The sequence below is a fragment of the Sulfitobacter dubius genome (assembly GCF_900113435.1).
Classification (GTDB): Bacteria; Pseudomonadota; Alphaproteobacteria; order Rhodobacterales; family Rhodobacteraceae; genus Sulfitobacter; species Sulfitobacter dubius.
Genome location: NZ_FOPG01000002.1, coordinates 435,233 through 452,094, shown reverse-complemented (window position 1 = coordinate 452,094; position 16,862 = coordinate 435,233). Strand labels below are relative to the sequence as shown.

The window sequence follows — 16,862 nt, the reverse complement described above, 5'->3', positions numbered from 1 at the left end:
GGTTAGGCGGCGCGGTCGGGAGGGTCCAGAGCCCATGGCCGGTTTGCTTGGGCAAAAGTTAATATTGTATGAACTTTAGCAAGATGAGGGACTGAAGCCGATGTTAAAGATTTATTTTTTAGGGTTTTTCAGATACCTAGATCATAAAATGCCACGTTATCTGTCACTCAGCCCGATATGCACCGGAACCATATCCGCTATGCAGGGTTGTCTTCGGGAGAACAGAGAAAACTGGAGATTAAAAATGAAAACGACTTTGAAAACACTTGCGATCGCTGGCCTTCTGGGCACCGTTTCTGCACCCGCATTCGCCGCTGCGCACATGGACATGGCAACCATGACATGCGCTCAGTACCAAGAGCTTAGCGCCGACGAGAAAATGGAAGTTGCTTCCATGGCAATCGCCGAGCTGGAAGATGGCGGCCACGAAGGTTCGATGATTACGGAAACCAAGAACGACGGTTCCGAGCCTAGCGACATCACGGCCGAAGAGGCGACTGACTCTGAAGAAACCGAAGATTCCCTGATCGACAACACTAAAGCTGTCGAAGATTCGGAAGAAGCCGACGAGATGGCTGACACCGACATGGAACAGGAAATGGAAGACTTCGTAGTCGTCTGTAACCAGAACCCCGACGCATTGGTTAGCGAAGCAGCAGCCGGCCTGCGCGGCAAAGACTAATAGTCACCGCTTTTAGTATAAAGGGCGCGCTTTACAGCGCGCCCTTTTGCGTTTTCTAAAGGTCGTCTCGGAGGTTATTCCGCCCAGCTTACACCGCTTAGGTCCGTCGCCTGTGTCGGCGCGTTTACCCAAAGGCCCTGAACGCCCGCCTTGGCGATCGTCGGGAACGCCAGCTGAAACAGGAAACCATTCACATAATCCTCTGCGATGATCTGCTGTGCTTTTGCCAGCATCTCGCTCCGTGCGGCGGGATCTGCGGTCTGATTAAACTCCGCAATCAAAGATTGAACCTCGGCATTGTCATACTGAAAGTAATAGTCTGGGTTGGCATAGATGTTGATATCCATCGGCTCTGTATGGCTGACGATCGACAGACCGAAATCCTTGCCCTTGAATACTGTCTCTAACCACTGTGCCCATTCGACATTGGTGATCTGCGCCTTAATGCCAACTTGGGCCAATTGCGCAGCGATGATCTCCCCTCCTCGGCGGGCATAGGATGGGGGTGGCAGGTGCAATGTCGTCTCAAACCCATCAGGGAACCCAGCTTCGGCAAGCAACGCTTTGGACTTCTCCGGATCATATGCGCTCATCTCGGTCAGGTCGATGTAATCGGGGTTATGTGGGGCAAAATGTGTGCCGATCGGCGTGCCATAACCAAACATCGCCCCGTCGATGATCGCTTGACGGTCAATCGCATGAGCCACGGCCGCGCGGATTTTGACATTGTCAAAGGGTTCACGCTTGTTGTTGATCGACAGGATCGTTTCGCCTTCGGTCGAGCCGATGAGCACCTGAAAGCGCGGGTCAGCTTCGAACTGGGGAATGTTCTCGGGCGCAGGAAAACCGGCAAAAACGTCGACATCTTCGGCCATGACAGACGCAAAGGCCGCTGTCGGGTCTGATATGAATTTGAAGGTCGCACTGGCCAATGCGGGCGCGTCCCCCCAATAGGCATCATAGCGTGACAAGGTAATTTTGTCGCCCTGACGCCATTCGTCGAACTTGAATGCGCCGGTGCCGATCGGGGTTTGTTTGATCGTATCAACGGATTCTGGCGCCACGATCACCGCATCGCCCCACGCAAGGTTGAACAGCAGGTTGCCATTGGGTTCGCTCAGCTTAACCTCAACGGTCTGCGGGTCGACAACAGTGACCTCAGAGATCGCGGAATAGAGTGCCTTTTGTGCGTTGGCGCTGTCTTCGGCGTTGATCCGGTCGAGGGTGAACTTAACGTCTTCGGCATCCATCGTGGTGCCATCATGAAATGTGACGCCCTCACGCAGCTTGAACGTATAGGTCAGCCCGTCTTCGGAAATCTCCCAAGAGGCCGCCAAACCCGGTACGACAGACCCGTCGCCCATGAATCGTGTTAGCCCCTCAAAGACATTGGTATACAGTACCGAGTCGATCGCCCCGGCGGCGGCAGAGGTTGGATCAAGGTGCGGTGGCTCTAGCTGCAAGGCAACGGTGATATCGTCCTTAGCCAGCGCCCCTGTGGCGGCAACGACCAGCGCAGCGGCGGCCACCCCGGTCATCAAGCGGTTCAAACGGTTCATAAAGTTCTCCCATATTGGTGTATTTTTCTAGGAGGCTAGCCAAAAGCCGCGCGGCACGCCAGCACTCGTTGCCAAGCGCGCGTGGTAAGGGTATCGCGGGTGCTTTGCACAGGCCCCGCGCACCGGATCGGCTGTGATAAGGGCAGTAGGAGAATGCCATGGCCACGCTGGGGATCGATTTTGGGACGTCCAACACCGCTGCGGGTATTGCCGTTGATGGAACACCGCAACTGATCGCACTGGAGGCCGAGGCACAGACCCTGCCGACGGCGGTCTTTTTCGATTTCGAGGCGAAAGAAATGCGCATTGGCGCCGCCGCGTCTGACGCGCTGCTTGCCGGATCCGAGGGGCGCTATATGCGCGGGTTGAAAAGCCTGCTGGGCACAAGGCTCATGCGCGAACGCCGGGTGCTGTTGGGCGAGCGGCTTGATTTCATTGACATTGTCGCGCGCTTTCTAGCGCGGGTGAAGTCACAGGCCGAAGCGGCCACGGGCAAGCAGTTTGATGCCGCACTTTCGGGCCGTCCGGTGCGCTTTCACTCTGCGGACGACGCGCGCGATGCCCAAGCGCTGACAGATTTGCGCGAAGCCTATGGCCGAGCGGGTTTTGACCGTGTGGATTTCATGAACGAACCAGAAGCCGCAGCGCTTGCCAACCGCGCGGCCTTGCAACCGGGCGATCTGGGGCTGGTGGTCGATATTGGCGGCGGCACATCGGATTTCACCCTGTTCCGGCAGCGCGGCAATGAGGGGATCGACATTCTGGGCAGCCACGGCATCCGCCTTGGCGGGACGGACTTTGATCGGTCCCTGTCTATTGGTCGGGTGATGCCGCAACTGGGCATGGGCAGCGAAATCCGTCATGCCTTTGGCGGCGACACCCATCTTGCACCGAATGCGATCTTTAATGACTTGGCGACTTGGGCGAAAATTCCGTTTCTTTACGGCCCCGATACCCGCAAGGCAGCCGCAGAGTTACATAAGTTCGCCGAACACCCCAAACGCTTGGCCCGGCTGATTAAAGTGCTTGAAGAAGAGCTTGGTCATGATCTTGCGTTCGCCGTTGAAGCAGGCAAGATCCGGGCCAATGGCGCAGGAGCCGAAGGGGATGCGGACCCGGTGATTGACGTGCCGATGCTAAAACCCCGCGCCACGCTTCCGTTGCCCCGTGACTGGATGCGGAAGCGGCTTTCCAAACTGGCCGAACAAATCGGAACCGCGGCTGTAGCCACATTGAACCACGCGGGGATTGAGCCCGCAGCGGTGGATCGGTTGATCTTTGTCGGTGGTTCAAGCTTGATGGAGGTTGTCGAGGCCGCCCTGCGCGCGCGCTTCCCGCGTGCGGAGTTGCACCGGGGGGCGGCATTGACAGCGATTGTGGAAGGGTTGGCGTTGAGCAGTGCGCAGGCTGGGCGGAGATGAACGCATGCGGTTTTGCCAAGTAGATAGGGCAGACGGTATTTAGGAAAGGATGAAGATGAGGGCGCGGCGCAGCTGACAGTTATGACGGGGCGCGAAACAACTGTGCGAACTGGGTAGAATTGGCTTTTTACTGTGCGTGAAGCGGCGGCGGGCTATGTTCATGATGTCCATGATTTTCAGGAAACCACTGATGGCCCCATTGATCCAAAAAAAGCCCCCCACTTCCGCCGTGCAGGAAGAAGCCGAAGAACGCTCTGTCAGTGAAGCGGCGGCGCTTTCGCCTAAACTGATCTATGAGGTGATCCGGCGCGAAGGTCGGGATGAGTTGAACCGCACCAACCGGTCGCTGATCTGGTCGGGGATCTCGGCAGGGATGCTGATCAGTCTTTCGGTCTTGGGTGAAGCGATCTTTCGGACCTATCTGGCGGACGCTAGCTGGCGTTTCCTTTTGGAGAACCTTGGTTATTCGCTGGGTTTCATCGCGGTCATCATGGGCCGGATGCAGTTGTTTACCGAAAACACGATCACCACCGTTTTACCTCTGATGCAGGAACGCAGTTGGCAGGTTTTTGGCAGCCTCCTGCGGCTGTGGGGCGTGGTTTTGGGGGCCAATGTGATCGGTGCTTTTGCAGCCGCGGCGCTGTTCATTTATACGCCCGCCATTCCCGCCGAGATCCTACCTGCCATTATAAGCCTATCGGAACATGCGACCGGCATGCCCCCGTCAGAGGGATTTTGGCGCGCTATTCCTGCAGGGGTGATTGTCGCGCTGATCGTTTGGATGTTGCCCGAAGCCGATGAGGCGGCGTTTTTCCTGATCCTTACCTTTACTTGGCTCATCGCGGCGGGGGATTTCACCCATATCGTTGCGGGCTCGGTCGAGATGGCAGCGCTGATGCTGCATGGCGGTTTGGGATTCAGTCAGGCGCTCTTTGGCTTCTTCCTGCCGGTGCTTGTTGGCAACATCATCGGCGGCACGTTGGTCTTTACCCTTGTTGCTTGGGGTCAGGTCCGCGACGATGTTGAGTAAAGTTACACGGTACCGGTTTGTGCCGGGATCGGATCGAAAGGAATGGCTTTGGTGCTGCGCAGTCCCCCAACCCGACCGGCGATCTATTGGGATGCCTTTAAGGCAAGCCTCAAGCAGGCGGCGGACGAAAACCTTGCTTTGATCTCGGCTGGGGTGGCTTTTTTCGCCATGCTGTCGCTGTTTCCAGCGCTGGCCGCTTTGATTGCCCTGCTCGGGTTGATATCTGATCCGGTGGTCGTTGTGGCGCAGTTGGAAGACGTGCGCGGGCTGCTGCCCGATGATGTTTACGACATCATTAATACGCAGGTGACCGGGCTGGTTACCGCGCGGGCCGATACGCTGGGTTGGGCGGGTATCGCATCGTTGCTGGTTGCGTTGTGGTCGGCGCGGGCGGGGGTCGGCGCGATGGTGATCGGGCTGAACTCCGTCTATAATGAACGTAATCGTAATACGGCAAAACATTACCTGCATGCGCTGCTGCTGACAGTTAGCCTTGTTGCAGTTGGGATTGTGGCGCTGTTGGCCGTTGTGATTGCGCCGATCATACTTGCCTTTATACCCCTAGGCCCCTTTGGCAATGTCGTGGCTGATCTGCTCCGTTGGACTGTGGCGACCGTGGTGCTTTTTGCCGGGGTTGGCGTGCTTTACCGCTTTGGCCCGAACCGACGCGCAGCGCGCTTGCCATGGCTCAGCAGCGGGGCGATCCTTGCGGTGCTGTCATGGGCTATCGTCTCTATCGGCTTTTCTTACTATGTGGCCAATTTTGGCAACTACAATCAGGTTTATGGCTCTATCGGTGCCGTTATTGCGATGCTTATTTGGCTTTGGATCAGCAGTTTTCTGATCCTATTTGGGGCCGCGCTGAACGCGCAAGTTGAGCGGCGTACGCGATCTGACAGCACTATCGGCGCAGCCAAGCCACGCGGGCGGCGCGGGGCCGAAGCGGCGGATACCTATATCGACGTGACCAACGACTAAATGGGCTTACAACAGCGGGCGTTTTTGCCGCCCCTCAAGGGTTGTCATTCCCTTTTCAGCCAGCGCTTCAAGGTTGTTGATTTGCAGCACGCGGTCAGACCATGAAAGCAACTGACGTTCTTTGAGCGCGGCGAGCATCTTATTCGTATGCACCACCGATAGGCCAAGCGCATCGGCAAGGTCGCGCTGTGAATAGGGCAGCGGCATCTGATTTTGGGTGACCATGCCCAGCGACTTGCCCCGCTCAAAAATCTTAACCATGGCCCATGCGATGGCCTGTATCGCGGTGCGCTGGCCGATGGTGGCCAAGACTTCGCCCATAAAATGCTCTTCGATCGCCGCGAGCCATGTGATGTCAAATGCGCGTTCAGGGTGAGATTTGAAGAAATTCCAAAATTCACTGCGGTTAAAGACACATAACCGCATATGCGTTCGGGCCTCTACCGAATGACCCATTTCGCCCATTATGCCCGCTTGCAACCCAATGAAATCTCCGGGGAAAACAAAGCTAATCACCTGACGGCTGCCGTTTTCCAACGTCTTGTCACGGATGCCCATACCGGTAAGCGCGGTATAAAGTTGGGGTGAGTTTGACCCCTCTAACAAGATCGGCGTGCCCGGCTCGACGGTCAACTCACCAGACTTGAACTTCTCCATGAAGCTCAGCTCTTCTTTTGACATCGGCAGGAAGGCATCTTTGCGTTGAAGAGGGCAATAGCGGCATTGGGTCGTCATTTTATAAAATTGCTCTCTTATGTCCTAGTTTAATGCGCCCCTCCGACGCTTTCCTTAAATCGTGTCTTTTGCCCACCGGGGGAAGACCATGTCGATCTTGATCTACGAACCGGACCCATTGGTCTGTTCAGACATAAATGAAACGCTTTCTACGGCCTTTCCGCAATCGGAAATCGGCGTATTAGAAACTTTCGACATCGGCCGACTGGTTGAGAACATCAGCGAGACGCAGTTTGCCGTACTCTCGTTGAGACAGGAGCAACTGCATCAATACCTCCCGGAATTGCGCAACTTACAGGAGTGGTTCCCGATCATCTGTATCTTGAATGATCTGCCGCGCCTGCCTGAGGCGACGGATCACCCACGGTTTATCCTGCGACCGTTCTCCAGCGGAACCTTAGTAAACGCGGTTAACGCCGCGCTTTCTGACCCGCGGTTATGCCAGCCAGAAATGCCATAACCAGATTTTTCAGCCCGTCATGTTCAGACGCGGCTGGCTCCCCTTGATCAGGGGCGTGGCGGGGTGCGCTGCCGTCTGATCCGGCCAGTGCAAGCAGTAGAAAGCCAACGCCAAAGTATGCCGCGCCGAGGATCAGCGCAGCCGTCATCGCTGTGGTGACGGTGACAAGGTACAACCACGCGGCAAGCGTCAAGAACAACAGCCCGATCAGTAGCAGGATCGCGGCACCTGCGCCCAACATGGCAGTTCGTGCTGCGCGCCGTGCAGACCCGCGCAGGTGTTGCATCACCGCGGAAAGCATCTAGCGGCGCGCCGTCACAAGACCAACTAGGAAACCGATGCCTGCGGCGATCCCCAATGCGGTGCCAGGCTGGGCTTGCAGAAACTCTTCGGCCTGTTTTTGGGCTTCCATCGCCTTTAGGCGGCCCGTGTCGGCAAAATCGTTGGCCGCAGTGCGGGCGTTGTCGCGCATCTCTTCGGATTTGGCTTTGCCGTATTCGCCCAAGGTCTCGGTCAATGATGCAATATCGTTCTTGAGGAGCGCGATCTGGCTGGACAGATCGTCGATGGTAACCTCTTTGGCGGCTGTCGTCGGGGTCTTGGCCATGGGGGCCTCCTGAGTGGTTGAGTGATGGTAGGCGGCTTGAGGGCCGGATGCAAAGGTTCCCCGCGCAGCGTAATATGCGCAGGAAACCAAATATATGATGCGGGCCGGAATCGAGCCAATCTTAGGCGTTAAGCGTTTCCGTGGAGGAGAAGAACATCGCTTGTGATACTGCCGAAACGACTTGATCTACCGAGTAGGGCTTGGAGATCAGGAAGGCTGGTTCGGGTTTGTCACCGGTCAACAGGCGCTCAGGGAACGCGGTAATAAAGATTACGGGACGCATACCAAGTTCATTCAGCAGGTCGTTTACCGCATCAATACCTGAAGAGTTATCGGCGAGCTGAATGTCTGCAAGGATCAGGTCTGGCACATCGGCTTTGCCCAGCTTAACAGCCTCGTCGCGCGTGCGCGCGATGCCCGTAACGCGATGACCCATCTCTGCGACGATGGATTCAATATCCATTGCGATGATGGCTTCGTCTTCAATAATCATTACCGAACCAGAGGTGCTGTCGGCCATCTCACGGTGCGCGATCTGGATCAACTCGTCTGCTTCGGCCTCGTCCACACCGATAATCTTGGCGATTTCCCCGTGGGAAAACCCTTCGATCGTGTGCAGCAAAAGCGCTTCGCGGCTGTTGTTGGTCAGGCTGGCAAGATGGCGCTGCGCCTTGGCCCGGGGGCCGCTCTCACCTTCTTCAACAGGGGCGCCTGCGCTGGCCCAAATTCCGTACAAGACCTTGAAAAGACCCGTCTTTGTGTCCACCCCATCGAGCACCGAGCGATCAACCAAGATGGCTTCCAGCGCCGCAGCAGCAAATGTGTCGCCGCTGGTCTGGCTGCCTGTCATCGCCCGCGCGAACCGGCGAAGGTAGGGGATGTTGGCTCCCAGTTCATCGCTGATGCTGGTCTTTTGTGTCGCATCGTTCATCTAGTCGAATCCTTTTTAACTTTTCTTGGAACCAAACACCCCGACATTGTGTTTGGTTCCAGTATGCGTACATAATTATTTAAACGAGACGACGATGCCAGAGGTGATGTTAGTGAATTCAGGAAACAAGGACGAGCGCGAGCGCGTCATCGACGACAACCTCAAGCGTGTCTTCGATGAGACACTCGATGAAGGCATCCCTGACCGTTTCAAGGATCTGCTTCAGAAGTTGAAGGAACAGGATTCAGAAAAAGGAACGTCATAATGACCCGTCCCGATCCGCGCGACGAGCTGGTAGAACATCTGCCGGCCATGCGGGCCTTTGCCATCAGCCTGACCCGCAATGGCGCCACGGCAGACGACATGGTGCAGGACACTTTGGTCAAGGCGTGGACCAACATTGAAAAGTTCCAAGAGGGCACAAATATGCGCGCTTGGCTCTTCACGATCTTACGGAACACTTATTATTCCTCGCGCCGCAAAGCGAAACGCGAAGTCTCGGATGTGGATGGCGTACTAACCGAAGGTCTCGCCGAAAAACCTGCCCATGATGGTCACATGCAAATGACTGACTTTCGTAAGGCCCTTGCCTTGCTGAAGGATGAGCAACGCGAGGCACTGCTGCTGGTAGGGGCTTCTGGTTTCTCCTATGAAGAAGCAGCTGATATGTGTGGCGTCGCTGTCGGCACGATTAAAAGCCGCACCAACCGGGCGCGTGCACGCCTTGCCGAACTGCTTGGCCATCATGACGATGAATCTCTTGAGATGACCGACGATGCCACTATGTCTGTGCTATCTGCCTCTAAAGTTTCTTCTTTCTAAGTATGACATCTGGCTTCTTCAGCGGTGATCTGATGCGTGGGCTGACGATCCGTATTCTGCTGTTTCTGTCTCTCGCGCTTTTGCCCATTGGGTTGATCGCGGTTGTGCAGACGCGGCAGATTGCGGATCAAAGTCGCCAAAGCGCAGAATTATCGCTGATCGCCGTCACGGAACAATCCTCTGCTGCGGAACGCAGGGTGATCCAAGAAGCCTTTGGCGCGGCTGAGGCGCTGACTTCTATCGTGCGCCTGCGCCGGGATGATCCCGAAGAATGCACTGCGTTCCTCAAGGAATATAAGCAAGCCTCTGACATCTATTCACTGGTTGGGTTCATTGCGCTTGATGGGCGTATGACCTGTTCCTCCACCGGGCAAGAACACGATTTTTCCGACGAGCAGAGCTTTCAGTCATTGCTGGACGCACCGGTCCGCCGCGCGATGCCGGTACTGCAAGGCGCGGTCAGCAATCAGGTGGTCACGTTAATCAATGCACCCGTCTATGAAGACCGCGAATTGATTGGCTTCATGGCGCTCAGCATTCCTGAAGACGCCATCAACGCCATCCGCGAGCCGAAGGGGAAGCACAGCAGTGTCGCGATGATGACCATCAACAAGATGGGCCACATCCTCACGACAGAGAACGGGCTGGACGTGGCCAAAGAGGAATATCCCAACGATGTTGCCTTGTCCTTGCTGACCACCAAAGATCCGAACGTCTTTCTCTCGCAAAATTCTGTCGGCAAAGAACGTGCCTATGCGATTGTTCCGATTGTGCCCGAAACGGTATTCGCGCTGAGCGTTTGGCCCAGCAACACGCCCTTCCTTGATACCGGTTTTTCTACGCGGCTGAGTGCGCTTTTGCCCATCGCCATGTGGTTGGCGAGCCTAATCGTGGCCTTTTGGGCATTGAACCGACTGGCGATTAACCACATTCGCAAACTCGGGCGGCAAATGCGCCGTTTTGCTCTGAACCGCACCCTCCCCCGTGGCACGCTTGGCCCGTCAGTGCCCACCGAACTGGTCGAGATGGAATCGGCTTTTGTTGGCATGGCAGAGTCTATCCTGCGAGACGAGGCAACATTGGAAGACAGCCTTCGGCAAAAGAACATATTGCTGAAAGAGGTTCATCACCGGGTTAAGAACAACCTGCAACTTATCTCATCGATCATGAACATGCAGATCCGGCAGGCCAAAAGCGAAGACGCACGTTTTGTCCTACGCCGCCTCCAAGATCGTATTCTAAGCCTCGCCACCGTACACAAGAACCTTTACCAGAACGACGACCTTGTCCGCGTCAACGCGAGCGAATTGCTGCGCGAGATCGTGGGCCAATTGTTGTCCGTTGGGCTTGCTTCCAGTTCTGGTGTGAAGGTTGAGCAGTCTTTTGAAACCATTCAGATCGACGCCGACGATGCTGCCCCGTTGACACTGCTGGTGTCCGAAGCGCTGACCAATGCCCTTAAATATGTCTCTACAGTAGAGCATGGCAAAGGTTTCATTTCGCTCAAGCTCATCTCCACCGGGCCGGAAAAGGCCATGCTTGAAGTGCGCAACACCATCGGCAACCCCGAAGAGGTGAAGTCAGGCACCGGGCTGGGATCGCGGCTAATCCTCGCGTTCACCCGGCAGCTGAACGGACAGGTCGAGGTTGAGACCACGGATGATGTCTATCAAATCCGGGTAAATTTCCCCGTGCCGACAGATAGCAAAATGGTCTACGACTACTGATGCCAGCGCTCTGCGAAATCTTGCCGAAATCGTGCTCTGCACGCCACAGACTCGTCATGCGCGAAAAATTAGTGGGAACACTTTGGGCTGGTCGCGGTTGAGAACCTGAAACGCAGTGCGAAAAGGAATACGGAGATGACCACGGAGCTATTTCTCGGCGGTCTGACCATCCTGACCTTAGCTGCGGTCATCATACTTGCTCTTACAACGGGCAGAAGGGAACTTCATTCGGATGAGGACCGTACCGGGCGCGATAAGCAGCAACCGGAGGCCCAGAGGTCAAACTACCGGTCAGACTACTAAGACCTGATAAAAATCGACCGCCCCGAGCAGACCGCTCGGGGCGGTCGATTTTTATCAGGGTCGTGTTTTTAGAAACTCGGCGGAGTGCAGGCGCTGACGATCTCGCAAGGCACATCTCCGATATTGCGGAACCGATGGGGCAGACGACTGTCGAACAAATATCCATCACCGCTTTGCAACACGCTCACCGCGCCGTCGACCGTCACCTCAATACTGCCCCGCACCACGACACCCGCCTCTTCGCCGTCATGGCGCAGGAACTCCGGCCCAGTATCGGCGCCGGGTTCATAGGTTTCATGCAGCACCTGAAGTGCGTGGTGTTCCGCATTGCCTAATTGGCGAAGCGAAACGCCCCCCTGATGGCTGGGCGAAATCTCGGTCAGTTCCTGCGCGCGGTAAAACACTTTGGCGCTATCGTCTTCCTCTAGGATCGAGAAAAACTCGGCCATACTGATGGGAATCGCGTCCAACAGGCTTTTGAGGGACGCGACAGAGGGGCTGGTCCGGTTTTTTTCGATCAGCGATATCGTGCCATTGGTCAATCCAGCCTTGGCCGCAAGTTCACGCTGAGACAACCCGTGCTTTTTGCGGATCAATCTAAGTTTTTCACCAACGTTCAATGACTTGTCCTTTATGGGATCGGCCGCACTCTGCACGGCACTTACGCCGGGTCAGGTGGTGGCCGTGAGAATTGTTAAATAGAGGCTGCGATGGCGATTGACAATTATATTAAACAGAATATGGATTTTTTAAACGACCCATCTCTACGCCCCTCTTACTTTCGCAATAAGGTATCTGCACCATGTCCAGCACCGTCAAGAAATCGACCCGGAAGTCCACCGCCAAAGCCAAGGCAGCACCGCAAATGACGGTTGTCGAAGCCAACCCAGCCACCCAGCCTGACGGTCAGACCAATGCCGAGCTTGTCGCACGTCGCGATGCAGCCGTGCCACGCGGTGTCGCGTCCGCTGCGCCGATCTATGCAAAATACGCCGAGAATGCCGAACTGTGGGATGTTGAAGGCAACCGCTACATCGACTTCGTCGGGGGTATCGGCGTGCTGAACACCGGCCACCGTCACCCGAAAGTGATCGAAGCCGCCAAAGCCCAAGAAGACAACTACACCCACACCAGCTTTCAGGTTGTGCCGTACGGCCCCTATGTCGAACTGGCTGAGAAGCTGAACACCCTTGCCCCCGGCGACGCACCGAAAAAGACGCTGCTTGTCACGACCGGTGCCGAAGCTGTTGAAAATGCTGTGAAAATCGCCCGCGCCGCAACTGGCCGTTCGGGCATCATCGCCTTTACTGGCGGTTACCATGGCCGTACCCTGCTGACGCTGGGCATGACTGGCAAAATCTCCCCCTACAAAAAAGACGTTGGTCCCTTCCCGGCAGATGTCTTCCGCGCGCCCTTCCCTTCGGTTCGCGATGGCATCTCCGTACAGGACGCGCTGACCGGGCTGAAAAACCTCTTCCTCACCGATGCGCAGCCCGAACGTGTGGCCGCAATCATCATCGAGCCGGTGCTCGGCGAAGGCGGCTATACCCCGGTGCCCTTCGAAATGCTGCAAGAACTGCGCGCCATTTGTGACCAGCACGGCATCCTGCTGATCGCGGACGAAGTGCAGGCAGGCTTTGGCCGCACCGGCACGTGGTTCTCTATCGAACATTCCGGCGTGGTGCCTGACCTAATCACCGTGGCAAAATCCATGGCTGGTGGCTATCCGCTGGCTGGCGTGATTGGCCGCGCCGATCTGATGGACGCGATGATCCCCGGCGGTCTGGGCGGCACCTATGGCGGCAACCCGGTGGCCTGTGCCGCAGCGCTCGCCGCTATCGAAGCGATCGAGGAGGAAGGCCTTCTCGCCCGCTCCACCGCCATGGGCGACACGCTCAAGGCTCGCTTTGCCGAGATTGGCGAGCGTTCCGCGCCCTTCCGTTTTTGGGATATCCGTGGCCTTGGTGCGATGGTCGCCGTTGAATTTGTGACCGATTTCGACAGCGCCAAGCCTGACGCGGATTTCACCAAACGCGTCATTGCCCACGCCCTAAAGCGCGGCCTGCTGTTGCTCAGCTGCGGCATGCACGGCAACGCCGTTCGCGTGATGGTGCCGCTGACCGCATCAGACGCCATTGTCGAAGAAGGTCTGGCGATCTTTGAAGAAGCGGTTGCAGCAGCCGTGGCCGAAGAACAGCACTAAATTTAACCGGCTTCGGTCAGAGATATTGGGCGCGCGGGGCAACCTGCGCGCCCTTTTTTACGGCGCGGGCTGAGTGGGCTGGAACCTAAGTCTGCCTCAGGTCTTGGCATCAGGCAGTGAAGCGCGCAAACTCCGCGAAATAGGACCTGATTTCCGGAGCAACGATGCGACACACAACGCCAGAATCCCGTGGATGTTTCACGTGAACAGCGCCGCTGCAAAAGCATGCCGCTCATGATGCGCGCGATGTACCCCGGCCCACGCAACCTCATAACCGATGTCGCCGGAATCAAGGTCGGCAATGCTCAAGACGCGCGGCTGAAATCCGGCAGCACCGTGTTGATCGGCGATGCACCCTTCACGGCCTCTGTTCATGTCATGGGTGGTGCGCCGGGCACGCGCGAGACTGATTTGCTGGCCCCCGATAAAACCGTCGCGGCGGTGGATGCGCTGGTGCTCTCGGGCGGCTCTGCCTACGGGCTCGACGCCTGCTCAGGCGTGGTGGATGCGCTGCGCGCCCGCGGGCGCGGCTTTCGCGTGGGGGATGCCCTGATCCCGTTGGTGCCCGGTGCGATCCTGTTTGATCTGCTTAATGGTGGTAACAAAGATTGGGATCGGAACCCCTATGCTGATCTGGGCCGCAAGGCGCTAGAGGCGGCGGGCAAGGAGTTCGAGATAGGCTCTGTCGGCGCGGGCACAGGCGCGCTCAGCGCGATGGTAAAAGGTGGACTCGGCTCTGCCAGCCTACAACTGCCTGACGGCAGCATGGTCGGCGCGTTGGTCGGGGCCAATCCGGTCGGTGCCGTTACTACCCCCGGAGACCGCCATTTCCACGCCGCCCCATTTGAGATCGACGGAGAGTTTGGCGGGCTGGGGCCAGACCCGTCAGCCGGTCTGGGTCTTACATTCGAAAGCCGCAAAATGGCCGCTATGTCGGCCCGTGCCAACACCACCATCGCCATTGTCGCCACCGATGCAGCGCTGACCAAAGCCGAATGCCAGCGCGTCGCCGTGGCCGCCCATGACGGCATCGCCCGCGCGGTGGTGCCCGCGCATATGCCCAATGACGGCGATCTGGTCTTCTCTCTCTCGACCGCCGCCCGGCCTCCGGGGGATGTGGCGATGATCGGCCATGCCGCCGCTCTGTGTCTCTCGCGTGCCATCGCCCGAGCGATCTACACCGCCACCCCGGCCGAGGGTGACCTCTTGCCTTGTTGGAGCAGCCTGAATGCCTGAACTCGCCCTTTCCGATATCACCCTGCATTTTGAGGTCGACGGCAGCGGACCGCCCATTCTGATGTTGGCGGGGATGCTAAGCGACAGCGCAAGTTGGGGCGCTTTGGCGCCGCTGCTGACCGACCAGTTCACTCTCATCCGCCCCGATAACCGCAGCACCGGGCGCACGACCCCGTGGGACGCCGAAACCTCCGTCGCGCAGATGGCACGGGATGCGCTGGCGTTGATGGATGAGCTGGGGCACGCAAAGTTTCACGTTGTCGGCCATTCCATGGGCGGCCTGATGGCAATGGAGCTTTTTGGCCTAGCGCCCGAGCGCATCCAAGCGATGAGCATCCTCGCCTCTGCCCCGGTCCGTGCGCCGCGCACGATGGCAGTGTTTGACGCGCTGCTCGCCGTCCGCCGCGCGCCGGAGGGGGAGCAGCTTTGGCTTCGCGGGCTTTACCCTTGGATCTTCGCGCCGGGATTCTTCACCGATCCAGCCAATACAGACACCGCCCTAGCCGCCGCGCTGGCCTATCCCCATGCACAAAGCGCCGATGCCATGGCCCATCAGATGGAAGCCCTGCGTGGTTTCCGCCCTACGGTGCGCCCTGCTGATCTGACCTGCCCAACCCAAGTGCTCCACGGTGCCGGAGACCTGCTGATCCCCCGCGCTGCCGCTGAAGAAGCTTTCGCGCAGATACCGAACGTGGTGCAGGCCACCCTGCCCGATTCGGGCCATTCGATCCATTGGGATGCCGCCCTTGCTGTTGCCCAACACCTGCGTCAATTCCACGACACCGCCGGAGACCCGAGATGACAAAAGACCTTTACGGATTGGAAACGACAGCCAGCCGCCCGGAAACCCTGCAGGCGATCAATGATTTCATCCACGGTTTTCTGTCCTACCAGCCCAAAGCCGCAGGCATCATCGCCGCAGCCGATGCCGACCCGGAGGGGCCGCTGGTCAACGCCTACGCTGCGCTCTTGTGGATGTTCCTTGAACACCCCATCGCGCCAGAAAAGGCCCGCCCCTATCTGGTGCGTGCTAACGCCGCGAAAGGCGCAAACGCCCGCGAAACGGAAGTGATCCGCGCCATAGGCCATTGGGTCGACGGAGACGTGCCGGGCATGCTCAGCGCCTGTGATGCAATCACCGATCAATGGCCGCGCGATCTGGCAATGCTGAAACTGGCGCAATACCACCTGTTCAACTCAGGCGATGCCGCTGGCATGTTGCGCATGGCGTTGAAATCCCTGCCCGAGGCCGAGGACATTGCCTATACCCACGGCATGATCGCCTTTGGCTACGAGCAGTGCCACCTGCTCGACCGAGCCGAGGCCGCCGCCCGCCGCGCGATGAAATTGCGCCACGATGAGCCTTGGGCGCATCACGCGCTGGCCCATGTGATGTTGACTGAAGGCCGTGTGGCCGAAGGCGCCCGCTTCATGGAAAGCGTGGCCGAGACTTGGACCGATCTGAACTCATTCATGCGCAGCCACAATTGGTGGCATCTGGCACTTTTCTATCTCTCGCAGGGCCGCCATGACGACGTACGTGCCGCCTATGACACACATATTTGGGGGTTGGAGAAGGATTACTCCCAAGATCAGGTAGGCGCTGTTTCCCTGCTGGCGCGAATGGAGTTTGCAGGTGTCGATGTCGGAGACCGTTGGGGCGATGTGGCAGATCATGTAGCGGCCCGGGGGCAGGACACGGTTAGCCCCTTCCTGACGCTGCAATACCTCTATGCCCTTTGCCGCACCGAACGACCCGAGGCGGCAGAGATGCTCTCTGCAATCGAAGCCCGCGCCACCGAAACGACTGCCTACGACCATGCCGCATGGGCCGAAGTCGCCCTGCCTGCCGCTCGTGGCATCGCCGCCCATGCCAAGGGGGATTGGAGTACCGCAATCCGCGCGTTGGGCATGGCTCTGCCCCGGATGGCGGAATGCGGCGGCAGCCATGCCCAACGCGATCTGTTTGAGCAGATCCATCTTGATGCACTGGTGCGCGATGGTCGGGCCTCTGCCGCGCAACAGGTTTTGGAAATGCGCCGCACCTATGATCCAGATGGCGTGCCGCTGAACCTGATGCTGAGCGAAGTCTATGAAAAAACTGGCCTGCCGGACCTTGCCGCGCAGGCGCGTGCAAGAGCCGAGCGGACGTTGGTCAGTACCTAAAC

18 protein-coding genes are annotated in these 16,862 nt (G+C 57.8%); 12 read left to right on the top strand and 6 right to left on the bottom strand.

Annotation, left to right across the window (positions count from 1 at the left end):
- Positions 1 to 244: 244 nt before the first annotated feature.
- Positions 245 to 682 carry an HdeA/HdeB family chaperone gene (locus BM229_RS10905; protein ID WP_093927666.1) on the top strand — a complete coding sequence of 146 codons (438 nt, stop codon included), beginning with the start codon at positions 245 to 247 and terminating at the stop codon, positions 680 to 682.
- A 74-nt stretch (positions 683 to 756) separates the two neighbouring features.
- Here the strand turns inward: BM229_RS10905 and BM229_RS10900 are convergent, their stop codons facing one another.
- The gene (locus tag BM229_RS10900) at positions 757 to 2,241 is read right to left on the bottom strand and encodes an ABC transporter substrate-binding protein (RefSeq protein ID WP_093927665.1); all 1,485 of its coding nucleotides are present in this window, start codon (positions 2,239 to 2,241) and stop codon (positions 757 to 759) included.
- Between the two features lie 158 nt (positions 2,242 to 2,399).
- Between BM229_RS10900 and BM229_RS10895 the strand changes: the two genes are divergently transcribed.
- The 3 genes from BM229_RS10895 to BM229_RS10885 all read left to right on the top strand — a co-directional run bounded on the left by BM229_RS10895 (position 2,400) and on the right by BM229_RS10885 (position 5,670).
- Positions 2,400 to 3,662 (top strand): Hsp70 family protein, encoded by a 1,263-nt coding sequence (locus BM229_RS10895; protein ID WP_093927664.1) that lies wholly within the window; start codon positions 2,400 to 2,402, stop codon positions 3,660 to 3,662.
- A 190-nt stretch (positions 3,663 to 3,852) separates the two neighbouring features.
- Positions 3,853 to 4,692 (top strand): formate/nitrite transporter family protein, encoded by an 840-nt coding sequence (locus BM229_RS10890; protein ID WP_093927663.1) that lies wholly within the window; start codon positions 3,853 to 3,855, stop codon positions 4,690 to 4,692.
- A gap of 42 nt (positions 4,693 to 4,734) precedes the next feature.
- Positions 4,735 to 5,670 carry a YihY/virulence factor BrkB family protein gene (locus tag BM229_RS10885; protein WP_167360235.1) on the top strand — a complete coding sequence of 312 codons (936 nt, stop codon included), beginning with the start codon at positions 4,735 to 4,737 and terminating at the stop codon, positions 5,668 to 5,670.
- Positions 5,671 to 5,676: 6 nt separating this feature from the next.
- Here the strand turns inward: BM229_RS10885 and BM229_RS10880 are convergent, their stop codons facing one another.
- Entirely contained in the window at positions 5,677 to 6,405 is a 729-nt protein-coding gene (locus BM229_RS10880) for a Crp/Fnr family transcriptional regulator (protein ID WP_093927662.1), read from the bottom strand.
- 88 nt (positions 6,406 to 6,493) lie between these two features.
- Here BM229_RS10880 and BM229_RS18055 point away from each other — a divergent pair, with 88 nt between their 5' ends.
- On the top strand, positions 6,494 to 6,865 hold the full coding sequence (locus tag BM229_RS18055; RefSeq protein WP_139226278.1) for a hypothetical protein: 372 nt from the start codon (positions 6,494 to 6,496) through the stop codon (positions 6,863 to 6,865).
- Here BM229_RS18055 and BM229_RS10875 read toward each other — a convergent pair.
- The 3 genes from BM229_RS10875 to BM229_RS10865 form a co-directional block, all read right to left on the bottom strand.
- Entirely contained in the window at positions 6,816 to 7,151 is a 336-nt protein-coding gene (locus tag BM229_RS10875; RefSeq protein ID WP_167360234.1) for a phage holin family protein, read from the bottom strand. The two genes, BM229_RS18055 and BM229_RS10875, sit on opposite strands and share 50 nt — an antisense overlap.
- A 15-nt stretch (positions 7,152 to 7,166) precedes the next feature.
- Complete coding sequence (locus tag BM229_RS10870) at positions 7,167 to 7,472, bottom strand: ElaB/YgaM/YqjD family protein (protein ID WP_093927660.1); 306 nt, start codon at positions 7,470 to 7,472, stop codon at positions 7,167 to 7,169.
- Positions 7,473 to 7,593: 121 nt separating this feature from the next.
- Positions 7,594 to 8,403 (bottom strand): response regulator, encoded by an 810-nt coding sequence (locus BM229_RS10865; RefSeq protein WP_093927659.1) that lies wholly within the window; start codon positions 8,401 to 8,403, stop codon positions 7,594 to 7,596.
- 94 nt (positions 8,404 to 8,497) lie between these two features.
- Between BM229_RS10865 and BM229_RS10860 the strand changes: the two genes are divergently transcribed.
- From BM229_RS10860 to BM229_RS10850, 3 genes are read left to right on the top strand one after another with little or no spacing between them, the layout of a single operon-like run.
- Positions 8,498 to 8,668, top strand: coding sequence for a NepR family anti-sigma factor (locus BM229_RS10860; protein WP_201722086.1), 171 nt, complete (start codon positions 8,498 to 8,500; stop codon positions 8,666 to 8,668).
- Positions 8,668 to 9,225 carry an RNA polymerase sigma factor gene (locus BM229_RS10855; protein WP_093927658.1) on the top strand — a complete coding sequence of 186 codons (558 nt, stop codon included), beginning with the start codon at positions 8,668 to 8,670 and terminating at the stop codon, positions 9,223 to 9,225. The genes BM229_RS10860 and BM229_RS10855 overlap by 1 nt, the downstream gene beginning before the upstream one ends.
- A gap of 2 nt (positions 9,226 to 9,227) precedes the next feature.
- Positions 9,228 to 10,952, top strand: coding sequence for a sensor histidine kinase (locus BM229_RS10850; RefSeq protein ID WP_093927657.1), 1,725 nt, complete (start codon positions 9,228 to 9,230; stop codon positions 10,950 to 10,952).
- 371 nt (positions 10,953 to 11,323) lie between these two features.
- Here BM229_RS10850 and BM229_RS10845 read toward each other — a convergent pair whose 3' ends face one another.
- Positions 11,324 to 11,875, bottom strand: a complete 552-nt coding sequence (locus BM229_RS10845) for a cupin domain-containing protein (protein ID WP_093927656.1) — start codon at positions 11,873 to 11,875, stop codon at positions 11,324 to 11,326.
- 182 nt (positions 11,876 to 12,057) lie between these two features.
- Here BM229_RS10845 and gabT point away from each other — a divergent pair, with 182 nt between their 5' ends.
- The 4 genes from gabT (at position 12,058) to BM229_RS10825 (ending at position 16,860) form a co-directional block, all read left to right on the top strand.
- Positions 12,058 to 13,458 carry a 4-aminobutyrate--2-oxoglutarate transaminase gene (gene gabT, locus BM229_RS10840; protein WP_208604065.1) on the top strand — a complete coding sequence of 467 codons (1,401 nt, stop codon included), beginning with the start codon at positions 12,058 to 12,060 and terminating at the stop codon, positions 13,456 to 13,458.
- Positions 13,459 to 13,704: 246 nt separating this feature from the next.
- Positions 13,705 to 14,694: a P1 family peptidase gene (locus BM229_RS10835; RefSeq protein ID WP_093927961.1), complete on the top strand. Its 990-nt coding sequence runs from the start codon at positions 13,705 to 13,707 to the stop codon at positions 14,692 to 14,694.
- Positions 14,687 to 15,496: an alpha/beta fold hydrolase gene (locus BM229_RS10830; RefSeq protein WP_093927655.1), complete on the top strand. Its 810-nt coding sequence runs from the start codon at positions 14,687 to 14,689 to the stop codon at positions 15,494 to 15,496. The genes BM229_RS10835 and BM229_RS10830 overlap by 8 nt, the downstream gene beginning before the upstream one ends.
- Positions 15,493 to 16,860: a tetratricopeptide repeat protein gene (locus tag BM229_RS10825; protein ID WP_093927654.1), complete on the top strand. Its 1,368-nt coding sequence runs from the start codon at positions 15,493 to 15,495 to the stop codon at positions 16,858 to 16,860. The genes BM229_RS10830 and BM229_RS10825 overlap by 4 nt, the downstream gene beginning before the upstream one ends.
- The last annotated feature ends 2 nt before the right edge of the window (positions 16,861 to 16,862 follow it).